Origin of the sequence: Alkalilimnicola sp. S0819, assembly GCF_009295635.1 — a bacterium.
Lineage (GTDB): Bacteria > Pseudomonadota > Gammaproteobacteria > Nitrococcales > WHIW01 > S0819.
The window spans coordinates 211,109-229,830 of the sequence record NZ_WHIW01000003.1 but is presented as its reverse complement, the minus strand read 5'-3'; the positions used below and the strand labels follow the sequence as shown (position 1 = coordinate 229,830).

Sequence of the window (18,722 nt, the reverse complement as noted above, 5' to 3'; positions counted from 1 at the left end):
CAGGGAAGGAATATGCGCCTAGCCTCGGCGGCCCTGATGTTCACCCTGGGCGCAGTGAGCCTGCACCAGTTGCCGGCCCTGCCCCCCGGGGAGATGCTTTTCCTGTTGCCGCTTCTCGGGCTGCTTCTGTTGCAGCGCCCAGGCACGGCCAGGCGCGTCGCCGGCCTGACCGTGTTGTTCATCGGTCTGGGCGCGGGCTGGGCCGGCTGGCAGGCCCAAGCCGCCCTGGATCGGCGCCTTCCCGCCGCGCTAGAAGGGGAAGACCTGTGGGTGGAGGGCCTTATCGCCGATATTCCCCGTGAGCGCGGCATACGCACCGGCTTTCTGCTGCGCACCCAGTCCCTGCAGGGCGTGCCCGGCGATCGCCTGCCCGAGTACCTGCGGCTGTCCTGGTATCGCGATGCTCCCACATTGCGGGCGGGACAGCGCTGGCGACTGAAGGTGCGCCTTAAACGCCCCCACGGGCGGCTCAACCCCGGTGGTTTCGACTACGAGCGCTGGCTGTTCTCCCGCGGCGTGGGGGCGACTGGCTATGTGCGTGACAGCGTGGATGCGCGCCAGCTCAGCGAAGCGGCCGGCCTCGCGGCCCTGCGTCAGAAGCTCTACCAGAGGCTGTTGGGTCTGGCGTCGAACCAGCCGACGCGCGGCATGCTGGCGGCCCTGGCGGTGGGTGAGCGCGCGGCCATGGAGCAAGACCAGCGGGATCTTCTGGAGCAAAGCGGCACGGCCCATTTGCTGGCCATTTCCGGCCTGCACATCGGTTTGGTATTCGGCTTCGGGGGGTTTCTTGCGCGACGGTTATGGCACTGCTCGGCCCGCCTGTGCCAGGCCTGCCCGGCGCCCCTGGCCGGCGCCCTGGGCGGCCTCGCCTGCGCCGGCGCCTATGCCGCCTTGGCGGGCTTCACCCTGCCCACCCAAAGGGCCCTGCTCATGCTCACGGTGGCGGTGATACTGATGACCGGGCGCCGGCGGCTGCCGCCGGCGGATGTGCTCGGCGTGGCGGTGGTGGCCGTGCAGCTGTGGGATCCTCTCGCCCTGCTCGGAGCGGGGTTCTGGCTGTCCTTCACCGCCGTGGCCGCAATCGCCTTGCTGGCGCTGGACGAGGCGGGGTTTCGCTGGCGCCGCCTGCTGCGCCTGCAGTGTCTGCTCGGCGTGGCCCTGTTTCCCGTGTTGGCGCAGTGGTTCGGGCAGCTTCCCCTGGTCTCGCCCCTCGCCAATTTGCTGGCGATCCCCTGGGTGGGTTTTCTGGTGGTGCCGCTGGACCTGCTGGCGGTGTTGGCGCTGCCTTTCTCGGCGGAGCTTGCCGCGCGGCTTCTGGCGGTGGCCGGGAGCCTGCTCAATGGGCTGTTGCAGCTGTTGGACTGGCTGCTGTGGCTGCCCGCGGCGGCGGTGCCGGAGTTGCCCTGGTGGCTGCTGGCCCTGTCCCTGGCCGGCGCCGGCTTGCTCCTGCTGCCCGGTGGCACCCCGGGGCGCTGGCTCGCCGTGCCTCTGCTGGCCTCCTTGCTGCTTTATCGGGCGCCGCGTCCGCAGCCCGGCGAAGCCTGGGTGCACATACTGGATGTGGGGCAAGGCCTGGCGGTGGCGGTGGAAACCCGCCAGCACATACTGCTGTTCGACACCGGAGCGCGTCTGGGACCCGGCTGGAACATGGCGCAGACGGTGATTCTTCCCTGGTTGCGCGCCCGGGGCTGGCGGGCGCTGGACGCGCTGGTGATCAGCCATGCCGACAATGATCACAGCGGCGGCGCCGCCACCCTGGGTGATGCCCTGCCCATTGCCCGCGCCTGGGTAGGCGAACCGCTGCGTGGCCTGGAGGCGGAGCCCTGCCGGCAAGGCCAGCGCTGGGAGTGGGACGGCATAGAATTCGCGTTTCTCTACCCGCGAACCGGAGGCTTGGTGGGAAACAATGCGTCTTGTGTCTTGCGGGTCGGCAGTGCCGGCGCCGCTCTGCTGCTGCCCGGTGATCTGGAGCGGGAAGGTGAGCGGGCACTGCTGGGCCAGGGCGAGGAGCTCGGCGCCGATCTGCTGATCGCCGCCCATCACGGCAGCCGCAGCTCCTCAACGGCGGCGTTCATCGCCGCGGTCGGTCCTACCCAAGTGGTCTACAGCGCGGGTTACCGCAACCGATACGGCTTCCCGCACCCGGAAGTCGCCCAGCGATACCGGGAGCGGGGCGTAGTGGCGCACCACAGCTGGCTGAGTGGCGCACTGAGCTTTCGCTTGGGTCGGGAAGGGCTTTCCACGGCCAGCGCCGAGCGGGAGCGTCGCCGACGCTACTACCACCTCGGGAAATGATCGGGCGCGGTCGGTGTTTCCGTCGGGTTAAATTCGCTATCATCGCCGGCATTCAACAGGGATGAGGGGAAGCCCCGTGTGGGAACTGGTCAAAGCCGGCGGCTGGCTGATGCTGCCGATCATTCTATGCTCCATCCTGGCGCTCGCCATCGTCGTCGAACGGCTGTGGACGCTGCGCCGCGCACGGATCATCCCGCGCCATCTGGTCGCACAGGTCTGGCACCAGCTTAAAAAGCGCAGCTTCGAAAAGGAGCAGCTCAAGGCGCTGCGCACGGGCTCGCCGCTGGGGCGAATACTGGCCGCGGGGCTGGCCAATGCGCGGCATGACCGTACGGTGATGCTGGAGAGCATCGAGGATGTGGGCCGTCACGAGGCCCATGGCCTGGAGCGGTATCTGAACACCCTGGGCACCGTCGCCGCCATCACGCCGCTGTTGGGCCTTTTGGGCACGGTTATCGGCATGATCAAGGTGTTCGGCGCCATCCAGCAGCAGGGCCTGGGCAATACCGCGGCCCTCGCCGGTGGCATCGGCGAAGCTCTGATCACCACCGCCGCGGGCCTGGTGGTGGCGGTGCCCGCGCTGATTGCCTATCGCTATCTGCGCGGCCATGTGGACGGCCTGATTGTCGACATGGAACAGGAGGCGCTGAAGCTGGTGGACGCGCTGCACGACCACCGTCAACCGGGCGACGACGAGGCCGCCGCGTGAATCTCAGGCCCCGTCGTCGCGAAGACCCGGATATCAATCTCACGCCACTGATCGATGTGGTGTTCCTGTTGCTGATCTTCTTCATGGTCAGCACCACCTTCCTGCGCGACGCCAATCTGCGCATCAACCTGCCCCAGGCGGCACTGACGCCCCAGGAGCAGCCCGAACAGAGCCTGGAGCTGACCATCAACAGCCGCGGGGAATATTTCCTCGATGGCCGCGCCCTGGTCAATTCCGGCATGGACACGCTGCGACGCGCCCTGGAAGAGGCCGGCTCGGGTGACACGGCCCTGGTGCTGCGCGCCGACGCCGACACGCCCCATCAAGCCGTGGTGACGGCGCTGGAAGCCGCCGGCAAGGCGGGTATCGCCAGCGTGGGCATCGCCACCACACAGGACGATGATGAGTAAACGACGCAAGGAACCCGCCGCACCCGACATGGCCGGCCCGGCCCAGGTCTATCGCCGCCTGCTGCGCTACATCGCCCCGTATTGGAAGCAGGGCGTCATCGCGGTGCTCGCCATGATGGTGGCGGCCAGCACCGAGACCGGTTTCGCCGCGCTGATCAAACCCATGGTGGATGGCAGCTTCGTCGATCGCGACCCCACCATGATCAAGCTGGTGCCGCTGGCGCTGCTGGGCATCTTCATTCTGCGGGGGCTGAGCGGCTTCATCGCCGATTACGGCATGAAGTGGATCGCCCGCAACATGATCAGCACCATGCGCGGCGAGCTGTTCGCACGCATGCTGAAACTGCCCACGCGCTTCTACGACAACCACTCCTCCGGGCGTCTGCTCTCCAAGATGACCTACGACGTGGAGCAGGTCGCCCGGGCCGGCGCGAACACCGTCACGGTACTGATCCGCGACGGCTTCACTATCCTGTTCCTGATGGCGTACATGGTCTACCTGAGCGGTTACCTGGCGCTGATCTTCCTGCTTATCGGGCCCATACTCGCCGCCATCGTGGTGCGGATCAGCAAGCGTTTCCGGCGCCTGAGCCGCAATATCCAACGCTCCGTGGGGGAGCTGGCTCATGTCGCCGAAGAGGCCATCGAAGGCCATGCGGTGATCAAGACCTTCGGCGCCCAGGAGCACCAACAGCAGCGCTTCGAGCGCGCCAATGCCTACAACCGCCGTCAGTTCATGAAGCACGCCGCCGCGGACGCCGCCAACACGCCCATCGTGCAGTTCTGCGCGGCGGTGGCCCTGTCGGTGATCGTCTACCTGGCCACCCTGGACCAGGTGCTAGAGAGCGTGACCGCCGGTTCCTTCGTCTCCTTCATCGCCGCCATGCTGCTGCTGATGCCGCCGCTCAAGCGGCTGACCAAGGTCAACGCCGCCCTGCAGCAGGGCATCGCCGCCGGCCAGAGCCTGTTCGCCCTGATCGACGAGCCCTCGGAACCGGACACGGGCCGACGCGAACTCAAGCGTGCCCGGGGCGCGATCGTCTACCAAGACGTGCGCTTTGCCTATGAGCCGAAGAAGGGCGAAGTCCTCAAGGGCGTGAGCCTCACCATAGAGCCGGGTGAAACGGTGGCCTTCGTCGGCCGCTCGGGCAGCGGCAAGACCACCCTGGTCAATCTGTTGCCCCGCTTCTACGAACCACTCGCCGGCGGCATTCTGCTCGATGATCACCCGCTCACCGAATACCCCTTGTCTGCCTTGCGCCGGCAGATCGCCATCGTCGGCCAGCAGGTCACTCTGTTCGATGACAGCATCGCCGCGAATATCGCCTTCGGGCGCCCGGAAGCGGTTTCCGAGGAGGAAATCCGCGAGGCGCTGCGGCTGGCCAACGCCCTGGAATTCGTGGAACGCCTGCCCGCCGGGCTGCAGACCCAGATTGGCGAGAACGGCGTGCTGCTCTCCGGTGGACAGCGTCAGCGCCTGGCCATTGCCCGCGCGCTGATCAAGGACGCACCGATCCTGGTGCTGGATGAGGCCACCTCGGCGCTGGACACCGAATCCGAGCGCCAGATCCAGTCCGCCCTGGATCGGCTGATTGTAGGGCGCACCACCCTGGTGATCGCCCACCGACTGTCCACCATCGAGCAGGCGGACCGCATCGTGGTGCTGGACCAGGGTGAAGTCGTGGAGCAGGGGAGGCATGAGGAATTGCTCGCCCGAGGTGGCCATTACGCCGCTCTGCACCGTCTGCAGTTCAATCAGGAAGGCCATCGGGGCGCGCGGGAGCCGGCCTGATGGCGCTGTTCCCCCGCTGGTGGCTGGACGACAACGCCCGCTCCCGGGTGCTGCTGCCTGTCTCGGGCTTGTTCCGCGGCGTGACCGCGCTGCGCCGAAGCCTTTACCGCCAGGGCTTGCTGCGCAGCCATGAGATCTCCGCGCCGGTTCTGGTGGTGGGCAATGTGTTCATCGGCGGCACCGGCAAGACACCGTTGGTTGCCTGGCTGGCCCAGCGCCTGAGTGCGCGCGGCCTGCGACCGGGCATTGTCACACGAGGCTATGGCGGCCGCGCCGACCAGTGGCCCCAGAGGGTCACCGCCGAAAGCGACGCCCGGCTGGTAGGGGATGAGGCGGTGTTGCTGGCCCGGCGAGCGCAATGCCCCGTGCTGGCGGGACCTGACCGCGTGGGTTCGGCCCGCCTGCTGGCGGGGGAGTGTGATCTGATCATTAGTGATGATGGTCTGCAGCATTACCGGCTGCGCCGAGATGCGGAGATCGTGGTTTTCGATGCCGCCCGGGGCGCCGGCAATGGTCGCTGCCTGCCGGCGGGCCCCTTGCGCGAGCCCCTGTCCCGGCTCGCCGGCGCCGACCTGGTTGTAGTGAACGGTGGGCCCCTGCCGCGCTGGCCGCTGTCCTTTCGATTACGCCCCCTGGCCTGGGTGAACCTGCGCAGCGGCGAACGGCGCGCCCCGGATGCCTTCACGGGCCTGGCGGCTGACGCGGTGGCGGGCATCGGCAACCCGGCGCGTTTTTTCGAGCAATTGCGGGGGCTGGGCATCCAGGCCGATTGCCGGAGCTTTCCCGATCATCACGCCTATGAGGCTGAGGACTTGCCCGTTGACACCGGCCGGCGTTTGCTCATGACCGAGAAGGATGCGGTAAAGTGCGCCGGGCTGGTCGGTGAGCAGAGCTGGTATCTGGAAGTGGGCGCGGCGCCCGATGCCGCCGCCGAGCGGGCGCTGGATGAATTGCTGAGGAGATTGACGGCTGATGAGTGAAGGGTTCGTGGTGGTCATACCGGCCCGTTACGGCTCGCAGCGTTTCCCGGGCAAGCCGCTGGCCATGCTCGGCGGACGCCCCATGATCGCTCACGTCTGGGAGCGGGCCCGGGAAAGTGGCGCCGCCGAGGTGCTCATCGCCACCGATGACCGGCGCATCGTCGCGGTCTGCGAGGAGTTCGGCGCCCAGGTGCTGTTGACCGCCGACAATCATGTATCCGGCACCGACAGACTGGCGGAAGTGTGTACCCAGCGAGGCTGGGCGGATGACACCATCGTGGTCAATCTGCAGGGCGATGAGCCGATGATGCCGCCGGCACTGCTCAGTCAGGTGGCGGCTAACCTGATGGAGCGGCCGGAGGCCGATATGGCCACCCTGGCCGTAGCGCTGGACGACACCGCGCCCTTGCCCGATCCGAACGTGGTGAAGGTGGTCCGTCGGGAAGATGGCTACGCCATGTATTTCAGTCGCGCGCCCATTCCCTGGGACCGCGACGGCTTGCTCGCCACCGATGGGCTGGCCGCCTTTCCAGACGTGTTCCTGCGCCATTTGGGGATCTATGCCTACCGGGCCGGCTTTCTGCGCGCCTATCCCGGCCTGCCGCCGGCGCCATTGGAACGGCTGGAATCCCTGGAGCAGCTGCGTGCCTTGTGGCACGGTGCGCTCATACACGTGGGCGTGGCCAGCCAGGCGCCCGAGGCGGGCGTGGACACACCGGCGGACCTGGAACGGGTCGCTCGGCTGCTGCCGCCCCAAGCTTGAGCCGAGCGGCTCAGCGGTCCAGTCCCAGCTGCGCCAGCAACGGGTGAGGGCTGCGACCATCACCGCTGTAGCAGGGGATGGTCCAGGTTTCCGGCACCCGCCGGTTGGCTTCGCCGAACTGGTTGGCTTGTATCGTGCCGTCGCCGCCGGTTTCCGCCAGCACCAGTGCCGGCCCGTCGGGCAACACCTCCACCACCTGCAATTGGCGCCCCTGATAATGCAGGTGGCGCCCGATCAGATGATAGAAGCTGTCGGCCTGGGGCATGATGTGGACTCCGGTTTTTCACAGCGGGAGCAGTGTCTCCCTGAAAGCCAGTGTAGAGCGAGTAACGAGGGATTTCATGACGAGTAGCGTGTTGTTTGTCTGCCTGGGCAATATCTGTCGCTCCCCCAGTGCCCACGGCGTGTTCCGTGAACTGGTACGGGAGGCGGGGCTGACGGAACGGGTACTGATGGATTCCGCCGGCACCGCGGACTGGCACCAAGGCAAGGCGCCGGATCCGCGCAGTATCGTGGCCGCGGCGGCACGGGGGATCGATATCGCCGACCTGCGGGCGCGGCAGGTGACGAATGAGGACTTCGTCCGGTTTGATCGCATCCTGGCGATGGACGAGCAGAACCTGGCGGACCTGCGGGCACGATGCCCCGAGGCGCACCAGCACAAGCTAGGCCTGTTTCTGGAGCTGACGCCCGATTCGCCGGTGCGTGAGGTGCCCGACCCCTATTATGGCGGCGACCAGGGCTTTCAGCAGGTGCTGGACCTGATCGAGGCGGCCTCCCGCTCCCTGTTGGAAGCGTTACGGCAAAAGGACTGAAGCGGCAGGTTGTTGGCTTGCCGCTATCCGCTCGGAAGCGGTGAATGGCGGTTAGCCCGGTTTCGAGTGCGGGCGAATGCCGTTCTCGAAACCGAAGATGCCATCGCTGACATCGTGCACGGCTTGAGCCTGCCTGGCTTGGCCGCACCGCGGTCTCGCCAGGATCCATGTCACGTCGGAACGCCTCAGCCAGGGCGGACGCGGGTGCGCTGCGGTTGTGAGCTAAAACGCGGGGTTGAAACCTCGTGCCTGGCAGGCGGAGCGAGGCTGATGAACCACGAGTGCGCGGGGCGAAAAAACGCGCCAAGGCCACTGCACGCCCAATAGTTGGAAACTGATCATTCCGCTGCGACAGTCGATGGAGACATCAAGCACCCGCCCACGCCCCACCATGCCCGTGGCTGTCTGATCGAGCTGAGACCAATCGATGGGCACCCCGGTATAGTTGGTATACGGAGGTTCGTACCCGCCACGCGTCTGATCGAAGGCGCGGATGTCCATCGCGAGGGAGATGCCAAGCAGCGCAGTGAGCGCCACCCCAATGAGTGCGAACAAGGATGTCAGCACGCGTAGTGCTTTTCTCATCAGTGAATGCCCTTGAAACTCGGGAGTTTCACGAAATGTGTGCCGCCTCCCGTGTTGCGGAGGCTCGTTGGGTCAAGGCAGGCGGCGAAGTCCGCTTGGTTGGCGCTTCCTCGGTAGTAGTTTCCCTCAGCTTGTCCCGCGGGGGGTAGCCGAAGGGCTACGCCAGCCTCAGCTGGCTAAAGCCAACGGTCCTTTCGGCGTTTCAGTCGCCTGTTATCAGATTATTCCTTCATGCGCGTCTCTCAACCGCATGTCGTGGTCATGTCATTTCGGTCACAGCGGTAGTCCTCTTTCAGCGAGCGGGCTCTCCGGTGGCTCAAGGTGGTTGGCGTCGATCGTTGCTCTCCGTGCCTGGCGCACAGCAAAAAAAACGCCCCTGAGAGGGGCGTTTTTCCATGCTTACAGATGCCGGGTCACCGGTCGGACTGCTTATCCTCCGCGGGCCTGGTTTCCACCTGCTTCAGCGGACCGGCGGGCTTGCGGGGCTGCCGGGGCGGCTCGCTGGTGGCCGCCGGTGGTGTCGCCTGCCTGGCCGGTGCGCTCTCAGGCTGAGGTGCGGGGGCCGGTGCCTGGGTTTCTACCTGTTTCAGCGGTGCCCGCGGGGCTGGCTTCTCAGCCTGCGGTGCGGCTGCCGGCGCAGCTTCGGCGCGCGGTTTCGGCGCGGCGTTCGGTACAGGCGCCTTGCGCTCTGGCTGCGGCGTCGTCGTCTCGACCTGCCGCAGCGCACTTGCGGGCTTCTCGGCCTTCGGCTCAGGCTTCTCAGCCTTCGGCTCAGGCTTCTCGGCCTTCGGCTCGGGCTTCTCAGCCTTCGGCTCAGGCTTCTCAGCCTTCGGTTCGGGCTTCTCGGCCTTCGGCTCAGGCTTCTCGGCCTTCGGCTCAGGCTTCTCGGCCTTCGGTTCAGGCTTCTCAGCCTTCGGCTCGGGCTTCTCGGCCTTCGGTTCAGGCTTCTCAGCCTTCGGTTCAGGCTTCTCGGCCTTCGGCTCAGGCTTCTCAGCCTTCGGCTCGGGCTTCTCGGCCTTCGGCTCAGGCTTCTCAGCCTTCGGCTCGGGCTTCTCAGCCTTCGGCTCGGGCTTCTCAGCCTTCGGCTCGGGCTTCTCAGCCTTCGGCTCGGGCTTCTTCGCGCCGGGCTTTACGTTCTGCTGTTCCGCCGAGGAGCTGGCACTATCGGTTTTGGCGCCATCCAGGCCGGCTTCGGCCTTGGGCTTGCGCGGCCTGCCGGTGCCACGCCGACGCGGGGCGCTCCCATCCCGGCTCTGCTCATCTCGAGCCGAGCGCTTGTCTTCCCGGGGCTTCTCGGCCGTGGTTTCGCCGGTCTGTTCCTCGCGCTTGGGCTTCTGGTCTTCACCCTGGCGCAGTTGCTGCTCGTCGGTACCCGCTTCGCCCTGACTGCCGCGCCGACGCCGGCGACCACCTCGGCGGCCTCGGCGGCTGCGATTACCGTTCTCGCCGCGCCCGGCCTCGTTGTCCTCGTCGCTGCGGGCCGCGTTGCCGTTGGGGGCGGCGGCACGGGGCTTCTCCTCGGCGCTCTCCTGACGATTGCGACCTCGCGAGCGCGGCGCCTCGCCATTGTCCTGGCCGCCGCCATTGCCGCCGCGGCGGCTGCGGCCACGGGGCGCCTGGGTACCACGTTCGCCCTGTTTCTCGCGCTCTTCGCGCTTACGCTGCGGGCTGCTGCGCTCCTGACGGGGTTTCTCGGGCTCGCGGGCGCTCTGTTCACCGGCGTCACCGACGAAGATGTTCCGCAGCCAGCCCAAAACGCCGGCGACGGGCTTGGGCGCTTCAGCGGCGGGAGCGGGTTCTGCCGACTTCTGCTCGGGCTGGGGCGTCACCGGTGCGGCCGGTGGTGCTACGCGCTTCACCGCGGGCTGTTCCACCGGCGGACGCTCCTGGGCCACGGTGCGAACCACCTGCGGCTGCTCTTCCTTGCTTTCGGCGAGCTTGTAGCTGCTGCGCTCGTCGGTGCTGTTGTCGTCGGCGCGTATCCGCTGCACCTCGTAGTGCGGCGTTTCCATGAACTTGTTCGGGATGAGAATGACATCGACGCCGTAGCGCTCTTCCACGCCCGCAATCGCGGCGCGCTTCTCGTTGAGCAAGAAGGTCGCCACATCCACCGGCAGTTGCGCGAGCACTTTGCCGGTCTTGTCCTTCATGGCTTCTTCTTCGACGATGCGCAGCACCGACAGGGCCAGGGACTCGACGCTGCGCACGGTGCCCTGACCGCTGCAACGGCTGCAGACTTCCTGATGGGATTCGCCCAAAGAACTGCGCAGGCGCTGGCGGGACATCTCCAGCAGGCCGAAGCGGGATATGCGACCGATCTGGACCCGCGCCCGGTCAGCCTTCACCGCATCCCGCAGGCGGTTCTCCACCTCGCGCTGATTGCGGTTCGGACCCATGTCGATGAAGTCGATCACCACCAGGCCGCCCAGGTCGCGTAGCCGGAGTTGGCGCGCCACCTCGTCGGCGGCCTCCAGGTTGGTGTTCAGGGCGGTTTCCTCGATGTCCGCGCCCTTGGTGGCGCGGGCCGAGTTGATATCGATGGAGACCAGCGCCTCGGTGTGGTCGATGACGATCGCACCTCCGGAGGGCAGACGCACTTCGCGACGGAAGGCGGTTTCGATCTGGCTCTCGATCTGATACCGGGTGAACAGGGGCACCGGATCGTCGTAGTGCTTGAGCTTGTTCAGGTTGTAGGGCATGACCTGCTGAACGAAGTCCTGCGCCTGCTGGAAAACCTGGGGCTCATCGATCAGGATCTCGCCGATGTCGGCGCGCAGATAATCACGCAGCGCGCGGATGATAACGTTGCTTTCCTGGTAGATCAGGAAGGGCGCGGGGCGCTCCTCGGCGGCCTTTTGAATGGCGCTCCAAAGCTGCAGCAGGTAATCCAGGTCCCACTGCAATTCTTCCACCGAACGGCCAACGCCGGCGGTGCGCACGATCAGGCCCATCCCTTCGGGCACTTCCAGCTGACGCAGGGCTTCGCGGATTTCGTTGCGGTCGTCGCCTTCAATGCGGCGGGACACGCCGCCGGCCCGCGGGTTGTTGGGCATGAGCACCAGATACCGGCCGGCAAGACTGATGAAGGTGGTCAGCGCCGCGCCCTTGTTGCCGCGCTCTTCCTTGTCCACCTGGACTACGATTTCCTGACCTTCCTTGATGACATCCTTGATGCTGACCTTGGCAGGGTCGGCATCCGGGTTGCTCTGGAAGTAGGTGCGGGCGATTTCCTTGAAGGGCAGGAAGCCGTGGCGCTCCGATCCGTATTGGACGAAGGCCGCCTCCAGGCTGGGTTCTACGCGGGTGATCTTGCCCTTGTAGATGTTGGCTTTCTTCTGCTCCCGGGAGGGAGTCTCGATATCAAGATCGTAGAGGGACTGGCCGTCCACCAGGGCGACGCGCAGCTCTTCCGGCTGGGTCGCATTGATCAGCATGCGTTTCATGTCGTGTGAGTCTCCGGCGCTCAACCACGGGACGTGCCGGCACGGGACGCGACTGCTTGTCGTGGCGGGGCCACGGCAATACGCGGCCGGCGCCCGGTACGGAGTCCGGGAGCAGCCAGGCCAGCCATTGCAGTAAAGTCAGTTGCGTTACCATGAACAGGTCGTCTCGGGGGCGCGCTTTCGTTCGGTTTCAACGGCGAGGCCGCACCCTCAATGAGCGCGGCCTGGTTCTTTCGGTACCCATCTTCAGCCACCCGCTTGTGCGACCAGCTCAAAAATCGTCGTGCGGCGGCGGAAAACCGCCCAATCCTGCACGCAGCGGCACTATATCAGGCTTCGCCGCGGCCGCACAAACAGGCTATGATCGCGACGGTGAACACTACAGCCAACCACAGTCGGGGCGGGGTGCGGCGGGTCCGCGTGAACGCCGAGGGCGCCGGCCAGCGCATAGATAATTTCCTCCTGCGCGAGCTCAAGGGGCTGCCGCGCTCAAGGGTCTACAAGCTGCTGCGCAAGGGCGAAGTTCGAGTGAACGGCGGGCGCATCGGCCCCACCTATAAACTGCGCGCGGCGGATGAAGTCCGGATCCCCCCGGTGCGCCTGGAGGCTCCGAACCCTTCGGCCCCGCGAGTGCCCGCCGGGCTGCGCGAGCGTCTGCTGAGCGGTGTGCTGCACGAAGACGAGCGCCTGCTGGTGCTCGACAAGCCGCCTGGCATACCCGTTCACGGGGGCAGCGGCCAGGCCTGGGGGCTTATCGAGGCGCTGCGCGAGCTGCGCCCCGAGCTACCCTTTCTGGAACTGGCCCATCGCCTGGATCGGGACACCAGTGGCTGTCTGGTTCTTGCCAAGAAACGCAGTGCCTTACGGGAAGTTCATGAGGCCCTGCGCGAAGGCCGGGCCGAGAAGAAATATCTCACCCTTTTGAAGGGCAGGTTGCCCCGGGGCGCGCTGCCAGTGGAGGCGCCCCTGGATAAACGCGAGCGGCGTGGTGGTGAGCGCACGGTCACCGTAAGCGCGGCAGGCAAGGCGGCACGCACGGTATTCCGTACCGTGCGGCGGCTCGGTTTCGCCACCCTGGTGGAGGCCGAGATCGCCACCGGGCGAACACATCAGATACGCGTGCATGCCGCCCATGCAGGCCACCCGGTGCTGGGCGATGACCGCTATGGCGACCGGGACGCGAACCGAGACGTTCGCCGGTTGGGCCTGAAGCGAATCTTCCTCCATGCCCACAGCCTGCACCTGCGCCTGGCGGAGGGGAGGGAGTTATTGGTCGACGCGCCCCTGAGTGCGGATTTGCGAGCGGTACTCGATGCCGCGGAAAAGGAAGGTGCCTGATGAGCGAGCGACACGGACGAGACGACGGCGGGCAGGACGCCTGGCGGGAGCCGGCCCGGCACCCGCAGGGAGGCGACTGGGAGCAGGGGACCCTGCGCGAGATCGCCCTGGAGGGTGTACGGGAGCGTCGTCGCGCACGCCGTTGGGGCGTCTTCTTCAAGCTCTTCATGGTGGCTTACCTGATCTTTCTCGCATTCACGCTGCGCAGCTGCATGGATGCCCGCGAAGGCGCGCCCCCGGGGCCACACACCGCCGTGATCGACGTCAGGGGCGCGATCATGTCCGATTCCCCCGCCAGCGCCGAGCGGGTGATCCGCGGCTTGCGCAAGGCCTACCAGGCCAAAGGCGTGGTCGGCGTGGTGCTGCGCATCAACAGCCCCGGCGGCAGCCCGGTGCAGGCCGGGCAGATCAATGCGGAGATTCTACGCTTGCGAGCCGAACGGCCGGACCTGCCGGTGTATGCGGCGGTCGAGGATATCTGCGCCTCCGGGGGCTATTACGTGGCCGTCGCCGCCGAGCGCATCTATGTGGACCGGGCCAGCATGGTGGGCTCCATCGGTGTGCTGATGAACGGCTTCGGCTTCAGCGACACCCTGAACAAGCTGGGTGTGGAGCGACGCCTTTACACGGCGGGCGAGAACAAGGCCTTCCTGGACCCGTTCTCCGACGAGAATCCCGAGCACGTAGCGCACCTGGAGCAGATGCTGGACACGGTGCATCAGCAATTCATCGCCTTGGTTCGCGAGGGGCGGGGTGATCGGCTCGCGGACGATGCGGAGCTCTTCAGCGGCCTGGTATGGACCGGCGAGCGCAGCATAGAGCTGGGGCTGGCCGATGAGCTTGGCAATGTACACGACATAGCCCGGGACGTGCTGCGGGCGGAAAGGCTGGTGAACTATACGCCCGCGCAAGACTGGATGACCCGCCTCAGCGAACGCATGGGCGTGAGCATGGGTAATGCGCTAGGCGGGCTGCTGCAGAGCCAGAGCGGGCTACGTTAGAGAGACGCTGGCCGCGGAATGGGCGGAGATCGCCGAGGGGGTTTGCGGCCAGGGCCGCCCCCGCGGTCTTTCTCGCAAGGAAAGCCGCATCAGGGGAGTCGCACGCCTGCCCCCTTGAGCATATCCACCAGTCGTATCAGGGGCAGGCCGATCAGGGCGCTGGGGTCCTCGCCGCGCAGGGCGCGGAACAGGGTGATGCCCAAGCCTTCGGATTTGAAGCTGCCGGCGCAATCCAGCGGGGATTCACGGGCCACGTAACGCTCCACGGTACTCTTGTCCAGTTCGCGAAAATCCACCGAGTAGGGCACCAGGTCGAGCTGGTACTCCCCGCTACGGCTGTCCAGCAAACACAGGCCGGTAAGGAATTTCACGGTCTTCCCGGAAGCGGCCAGCAGCTGTTCTACCGCGCGCTCCGCGCTACCGGGCTTGCCCAGGATTCGGCCTTCCAGAATTGCGGCCTGGTCGGAACCGATGATCAGCGCATCTCCATGCCGGGTCGCCACGGCGCGCGCCTTGGCCAGCGACAGGCGGCTGACGTAGTCGGCCGGGGTTTCATCCGGCAAAGGCGTTTCGTCCACCGCAGGGCTGTCGCTTTGAAAGGCTAGCGACAGGCGCTCGAGCAGGGCGCGCCGGTGGGGGGAGCTGGAGCCGAGGATCAGTTGTCGGGAGGGGGTGGTCATGGGCGGGGTTCCGGGCAGTATTTCGGTGGCGGGCATTACAGGCGGCGCGCCCCGTGTCGTCAAGCGTCGCGCCGCTTTGACAGGCCTGATGCCGGCCGCTAATATTCGCGCCTTATGTCGCAGCCACGATTACCGCACTGGCTTGAAATCGAGCGCCTGGCCCGTACCGGGCAGGGTGTTAGTGGGGTGTTGCCGCTCGCAAAGCTTGAGCGCCTGCGCTCCTTGTTGGCGGTGGACGAGGGCGAGGCGCTGTTGGAGCTGCAGGTGCAGCGCTATCAGCGCCGCTACGTGCTGCAGGGTCGGGTGCAGGCCGAGTTGTCGCTGGTATGTCAGCGCTGTCTGAGGCCCTACCGCCACTCGGTGGCGCAGGCGTTCGAGTTGGTGGCCGTGGGCAGCGAGCAGGAAGCCGAGCGCTTGCCCGAAGAGGTGGAGCCGCTGCTCATCGATCGCGGGCGGCTGGACCCGGCACAGGTGCTGCAGGACGAGTTGATACTCGCCATACCGGTGATTCCCCGCCACATGGGGGAGGATGAGTGCACCGGGCAGGCGCTCACGGAAGTGCGTCCCCCCGAGGCCGAGCAGGAAGAACACGCGGACGAGCGCCCCAACCCGTTTTCGGTGCTCGCCCAACTGAAACGCGATGATTCGCAGGACTGATTTCTTTTCATATCTTTAAGGAGGCTGCGCGATGGCCGTTCAGCAAAACCGTAAGACCCCGTCCAAGCGCGGCATGCGCCGTTCCCACGACGCCCTGACCGGGCCCACCCTGTCGGTGGAGCCCACCACCGGTGAGACCCATCGCCGTCATCACATCAGCGCCGACGGTTTCTATCGCGGTCGCCAGGTACGCCCCGCCAAGGGCGAATGATGCCGACGCACAGAACGGGCGCCCTCCCTCGGGTGTGGCGCCCGTTTGTTTTGTTAGCAGACAGACGCGAGCGATGCCGCCTATGTCACGCAGCGTGACGATTGCACTGGACGCGATGGGTGGGGATCACGGCCCCGCCGTCGTCGTCCCCGCCGCCCTTGATGTGTTGAGGCGGCATCCCCGGGCACGGTTGATCCTGGTAGGTCAGGAAGAAGCCCTGCGGGAAGAGTTGGCCCGCCATCCGGCAGCCGACGAGCAACGCCTGAGCATCCATCATGCCTCCCAGACGGTGGAGATGGGTGACCCCCCCTCCCAGGCATTGCGCATGAAAAAAGACTCTTCCATGCGGGTCAGCCTTAACCTGGTCAAGGAAGGGCAGGCCGACGCGGTGGTGAGCGCCGGCAACACCGGTGCGCTCATGGCCACGGCGCGCTTCGTGCTGAAAACCCTGCCCGGCATCGATCGTCCGGCCATTATCACCGCCATCCCCTGTCAGGGCGGCTACACACGGGTGCTGGACCTGGGCGCCAACGTGGACTGCTCCGCGGAGCATCTCTTCCAGTTCGGGGTGATGGGTTCGGTACTGGCCGAAGCGGTGGATGGCATCGATCGGCCGCGCATCGGGCTGCTGAACATCGGTGAGGAAGAGATCAAAGGCAATGATCAGGTCAAGCAGGCCGCGCAGATGCTCTCGGGCAGCGATCTGAACTACCTGGGCTACGTGGAGGCCGACCAGATCTTCAAGGGCGCGGCGGACGTGGTGGTCTGTGACGGCTTCGTCGGGAACGTCTCGCTGAAGACCATGGAAGGCGTTGCTTCGCTGATCAAGCAGTATCTCAAGGATGCCTTCACCCGCAATCTGCTCACCAAGGCCGCGGCGCTGGCCGCGGCGCCGGTGCTCAAGGCCCTGGCCAAGCGCATCGATCATCGCCAGTACAATGGCGCCAGCCTTCTGGGGCTGCGGGGCATCGTGCTCAAGAGCCACGGCGGGGCCGATGCCTTCGCCTTCGGCCGAGCCATCGACGCCGCCATTGTGGAAGTGGACAAGGCCGTTCCTTCCCGTATCGACCAACGCCTGGATGCGCTGCTCTCGGAAAGGCGGCCCTCGTGACCTACGCTCGCATCATCGGCACCGGCAGCTACCTGCCGGAGAAGATTCTCACCAACCAGGACCTGGAGCAGATCGTCGAGACCAGCGATCAGTGGATCCAGGAGCGCACCGGCATACGCCAGCGCCACGTGGCCGCCGAGGGGCAGAGCTGCTCGGACCTGGCCACCATCGCCGCTCAGCGCGCGCTGGACGCCGCCGGTGTCACGGCCGCCGATATCGACCTGATCGTGCTCGGTACCTGCACCCCGGACCGGGTTTTTCCCAGCACCGCCTGCCTGGTACAGCACCGCCTGGGCGTACCCGGCGGCAGCCCCGCCTTCGATGTCTCGGCCGCCTGCTCCGGCTTCGTCTACGCCCTGGATGTGGCGCGGCGCTATCTGGAAACCGGCGGTGGCAAGCGTGCGCTGGTCATCGGCGCGGAGACCATCACCCGACTGCTGGACTGGAGCGACCGGAGCACCTGCGTGCTCTTCGGCGATGGCGCGGGTGCCGTGGTCCTGGAATCCGGTGAGCAACCGGGCATCCTCTCCACCCATCTGCATGCCGACGGCCAGTACGAAGACCTGCTGGGCGTGCCCTGGGGTATCTCTCAGGGTTTCGAGGAATTGAACGAACGTGCCGGCACCATCGAGATGCGGGGCAACGAGGTGTTCAAGGTGGCGGTGCGCACCCTCGGGCGTATCGTCGATGAAACACTGGACGCCAATGGCCTGAAGAAAAGCGATGTGAACTGGTTGGTTCCCCATCAGGCCAACGTCCGTATCATCGCCGCGACGGCGAAGAAACTCGATATGCCCATGGAGCGGGTCGTGGTCACCGTGGGCGAGCATGGCAATACGTCCGCGGCATCCATTCCCCTGGCACTGGATGCGGCTGTGCGCGACGGACGCATTCAGCGCGGCGAGCTGCTGTTGCTGGAAGCCTTCGGCGGTGGATTCACCTGGGGCTCGGCACTGATCCGCTACTGATAAAAGATCAAGGACAATGACCCAAGACACGAAACTCGCAGTGGTTTTCCCCGGTCAGGGCTCCCAGTCCCTGGGCATGCTCGCGGATCTGGCCGCGCAGTACCCGCAGGTGCAACAGACCTTCGCGGAAGCCTCCGAGGCGCTGGGCTACGATCTGTGGGAGCTGGTGCAGAACGGCCCGGAAGCGGACTTGAACAGCACTGATCGCACCCAGCCGGCCATGCTGGCGGCGGGTGTTTCGGTCTGGCGTCTGTGGCAGGCCCGCGGCGGCGCCGAGCCGGCTTTCCTGGCCGGGCACAGCCTGGGTGAATACAGCGCCCTGGTTTGCGCCGATGCCCTGGGCTTCGCCGACGCCGTGCGCCTGGTGGCCGACCGGGGCCGATTCATGCAGGAAGCCGTGCCCCAGGGGCAGGGTGCCATGGCCGCCATTCTCGGGCTGGACGACGAACAGGTCCGTGCTGCCTGCGAGCAGGCCGCCCAGGGAGAGGTGGTGGAAGCCGTCAATCTCAACGCCCCCGGCCAGGTGGTCATCGCCGGTGCCGCCGCCGCTGTGGAACGGGCCATCGAGGCTGCCAACGGTCTGGGCGCAAAACGCGCCATGGCGCTGCCGGTGAGCGTGCCCTCCCATTGCGCGCTGATGGAGCCCGCGGCACAACGCCTGGCGGAACGGCTCGCGGCGCTTGAGATCCGCAGCCCGCGTATTCCCGTGATTCATAACACCGATGTGAGCCCGGCGGGTTCCCCGGACGCCATCCGCGAGCGCCTGGTGCGCCAGCTGCACAGCCCTGTGCGCTGGGTGGAGACCGTACGGTATCTCGCCGACCAGGGTGTGGAGACGGTGGTGGAATGCGGCCCCGGCAAGGTGCTGGCGGGGCTTAACCGGCGCATCTTGCGCGAGATCAAACCCCTGCCGGTCTTTGACCCGGCAAGCCTGGACAAGGCGTTGAGCTGAAGGAAGAGCAAC

The 18,722-nt window shown here is 66.4% G+C and carries 17 protein-coding genes; 14 read left to right on the top strand and 3 right to left on the bottom strand.

From position 1 onward, the window contains the following. Nucleotides 1-12 precede the first annotated feature (12 nt). From GBG68_RS04030 to kdsB, 6 genes are all read left to right on the top strand, one after another. The gene (locus GBG68_RS04030; RefSeq protein ID WP_152145383.1) at nucleotides 13-2,295 is read left to right on the top strand and encodes a DNA internalization-related competence protein ComEC/Rec2; all 2,283 of its coding nucleotides are present in this window, start codon (nucleotides 13-15) and stop codon (nucleotides 2,293-2,295) included. A 76-nt stretch (nucleotides 2,296-2,371) separates the two neighbouring features. Next, on the top strand, nucleotides 2,372-3,004 hold the full coding sequence (locus tag GBG68_RS04025; RefSeq protein WP_193222209.1) for a MotA/TolQ/ExbB proton channel family protein: 633 nt from the start codon (nucleotides 2,372-2,374) through the stop codon (nucleotides 3,002-3,004). Next, nucleotides 3,001-3,414, top strand: coding sequence for an ExbD/TolR family protein (locus GBG68_RS04020; protein ID WP_152145381.1), 414 nt, complete (start codon nucleotides 3,001-3,003; stop codon nucleotides 3,412-3,414). The genes GBG68_RS04025 and GBG68_RS04020 overlap by 4 nt, the downstream gene beginning before the upstream one ends. Further along, complete coding sequence (gene msbA / locus GBG68_RS04015; protein ID WP_152145518.1) at nucleotides 3,407-5,206, top strand: lipid A export permease/ATP-binding protein MsbA; 1,800 nt, start codon at nucleotides 3,407-3,409, stop codon at nucleotides 5,204-5,206. Before GBG68_RS04020 ends, msbA begins: the two co-directional genes overlap by 8 nt. Then, nucleotides 5,206-6,186 carry a tetraacyldisaccharide 4'-kinase gene (gene lpxK / locus GBG68_RS04010; protein WP_152145379.1) on the top strand — a complete coding sequence of 327 codons (981 nt, stop codon included), beginning with the start codon at nucleotides 5,206-5,208 and terminating at the stop codon, nucleotides 6,184-6,186. Before msbA ends, lpxK begins: the two co-directional genes overlap by 1 nt. Continuing rightward, nucleotides 6,179-6,949: a 3-deoxy-manno-octulosonate cytidylyltransferase gene (kdsB, locus tag GBG68_RS04005; RefSeq protein ID WP_152145377.1), complete on the top strand. Its 771-nt coding sequence runs from the start codon at nucleotides 6,179-6,181 to the stop codon at nucleotides 6,947-6,949. Before lpxK ends, kdsB begins: the two co-directional genes overlap by 8 nt. Nucleotides 6,950-6,959: 10 nt before the next feature. Here kdsB and GBG68_RS04000 read toward each other — a convergent pair whose 3' ends face one another. Beyond that, nucleotides 6,960-7,214, bottom strand: a complete 255-nt coding sequence (locus GBG68_RS04000; RefSeq protein WP_152145375.1) for a hypothetical protein — start codon at nucleotides 7,212-7,214, stop codon at nucleotides 6,960-6,962. A gap of 76 nt (nucleotides 7,215-7,290) precedes the next feature. Here GBG68_RS04000 and GBG68_RS03995 point away from each other — a divergent pair, with 76 nt between their 5' ends. Continuing rightward, nucleotides 7,291-7,764: a low molecular weight protein-tyrosine-phosphatase gene (locus GBG68_RS03995; protein ID WP_152145373.1), complete on the top strand. Its 474-nt coding sequence runs from the start codon at nucleotides 7,291-7,293 to the stop codon at nucleotides 7,762-7,764. A gap of 998 nt (nucleotides 7,765-8,762) precedes the next feature. Here the strand turns inward: GBG68_RS03995 and rne are convergent. Beyond that, nucleotides 8,763-11,792: a ribonuclease E gene (rne, locus tag GBG68_RS03990; RefSeq protein ID WP_226801617.1), complete on the bottom strand. Its 3,030-nt coding sequence runs from the start codon at nucleotides 11,790-11,792 to the stop codon at nucleotides 8,763-8,765. Between the two features lie 372 nt (nucleotides 11,793-12,164). Between rne and GBG68_RS03985 the strand changes: the two genes are divergently transcribed. Beyond that, complete coding sequence (locus GBG68_RS03985; protein ID WP_226801614.1) at nucleotides 12,165-13,130, top strand: RluA family pseudouridine synthase; 966 nt, start codon at nucleotides 12,165-12,167, stop codon at nucleotides 13,128-13,130. Further along, complete coding sequence (locus GBG68_RS03980; RefSeq protein WP_152145368.1) at nucleotides 13,130-14,131, top strand: S49 family peptidase; 1,002 nt, start codon at nucleotides 13,130-13,132, stop codon at nucleotides 14,129-14,131. Before GBG68_RS03985 ends, GBG68_RS03980 begins: the two co-directional genes overlap by 1 nt. A gap of 89 nt (nucleotides 14,132-14,220) precedes the next feature. Here GBG68_RS03980 and GBG68_RS03975 read toward each other — a convergent pair whose 3' ends face one another. Then, nucleotides 14,221-14,811 (bottom strand): Maf family protein, encoded by a 591-nt coding sequence (locus GBG68_RS03975; protein WP_152145366.1) that lies wholly within the window; start codon nucleotides 14,809-14,811, stop codon nucleotides 14,221-14,223. Nucleotides 14,812-14,997: 186 nt separating this feature from the next. On the opposite strand from GBG68_RS03975, the gene GBG68_RS03970 reads away from it, so the two are divergent. The 5 genes from GBG68_RS03970 (at nucleotide 14,998) to fabD (ending at nucleotide 18,710) form a co-directional block, all read left to right on the top strand. Continuing rightward, entirely contained in the window at nucleotides 14,998-15,468 is a 471-nt protein-coding gene (locus GBG68_RS03970) for a YceD family protein (protein ID WP_193222208.1), read from the top strand. A 31-nt stretch (nucleotides 15,469-15,499) separates the two neighbouring features. Then, nucleotides 15,500-15,679, top strand: coding sequence for a 50S ribosomal protein L32 (rpmF, locus tag GBG68_RS03965; protein WP_152145362.1), 180 nt, complete (start codon nucleotides 15,500-15,502; stop codon nucleotides 15,677-15,679). 82 nt (nucleotides 15,680-15,761) lie between these two features. Then, on the top strand, nucleotides 15,762-16,790 hold the full coding sequence (plsX, locus tag GBG68_RS03960) for a phosphate acyltransferase PlsX (protein WP_152145359.1): 1,029 nt from the start codon (nucleotides 15,762-15,764) through the stop codon (nucleotides 16,788-16,790). Next, nucleotides 16,787-17,758: a beta-ketoacyl-ACP synthase III gene (locus GBG68_RS03955; RefSeq protein ID WP_152145357.1), complete on the top strand. Its 972-nt coding sequence runs from the start codon at nucleotides 16,787-16,789 to the stop codon at nucleotides 17,756-17,758. Before plsX ends, GBG68_RS03955 begins: the two co-directional genes overlap by 4 nt. A 16-nt stretch (nucleotides 17,759-17,774) precedes the next feature. After that, the gene (gene fabD, locus GBG68_RS03950) at nucleotides 17,775-18,710 is read left to right on the top strand and encodes an ACP S-malonyltransferase (RefSeq protein ID WP_152145355.1); all 936 of its coding nucleotides are present in this window, start codon (nucleotides 17,775-17,777) and stop codon (nucleotides 18,708-18,710) included. Nucleotides 18,711-18,722 lie beyond the last annotated feature (12 nt).

Coding starts and splice junctions, on each gene's coding strand:
- GBG68_RS04030 (WP_152145383.1), top strand. CDS start 13: ATGCGCCTAGCCTCGGCGGCCCTGATGTTCACCCTGGGCGCAGTGAGC.
- msbA (WP_152145518.1), top strand. CDS start 3,407: ATGAGTAAACGACGCAAGGAACCCGCCGCACCCGACATGGCCGGCCCG.
- lpxK (WP_152145379.1), top strand. CDS start 5,206: ATGGCGCTGTTCCCCCGCTGGTGGCTGGACGACAACGCCCGCTCCCGG.
- kdsB (WP_152145377.1), top strand. CDS start 6,179: ATGAGTGAAGGGTTCGTGGTGGTCATACCGGCCCGTTACGGCTCGCAG.
- GBG68_RS04000 (WP_152145375.1), bottom strand. CDS start 7,214: ATGCCCCAGGCCGACAGCTTCTATCATCTGATCGGGCGCCACCTGCAT.
- GBG68_RS03995 (WP_152145373.1), top strand. CDS start 7,291: ATGACGAGTAGCGTGTTGTTTGTCTGCCTGGGCAATATCTGTCGCTCC.
- rne (WP_226801617.1), bottom strand. CDS start 11,792: ATGAAACGCATGCTGATCAATGCGACCCAGCCGGAAGAGCTGCGCGTC.
- GBG68_RS03980 (WP_152145368.1), top strand. CDS start 13,130: ATGAGCGAGCGACACGGACGAGACGACGGCGGGCAGGACGCCTGGCGG.
- GBG68_RS03975 (WP_152145366.1), bottom strand. CDS start 14,811: ATGACCACCCCCTCCCGACAACTGATCCTCGGCTCCAGCTCCCCCCAC.
- rpmF (WP_152145362.1), top strand. CDS start 15,500: ATGGCCGTTCAGCAAAACCGTAAGACCCCGTCCAAGCGCGGCATGCGC.
- plsX (WP_152145359.1), top strand. CDS start 15,762: ATGTCACGCAGCGTGACGATTGCACTGGACGCGATGGGTGGGGATCAC.
- fabD (WP_152145355.1), top strand. CDS start 17,775: ATGACCCAAGACACGAAACTCGCAGTGGTTTTCCCCGGTCAGGGCTCC.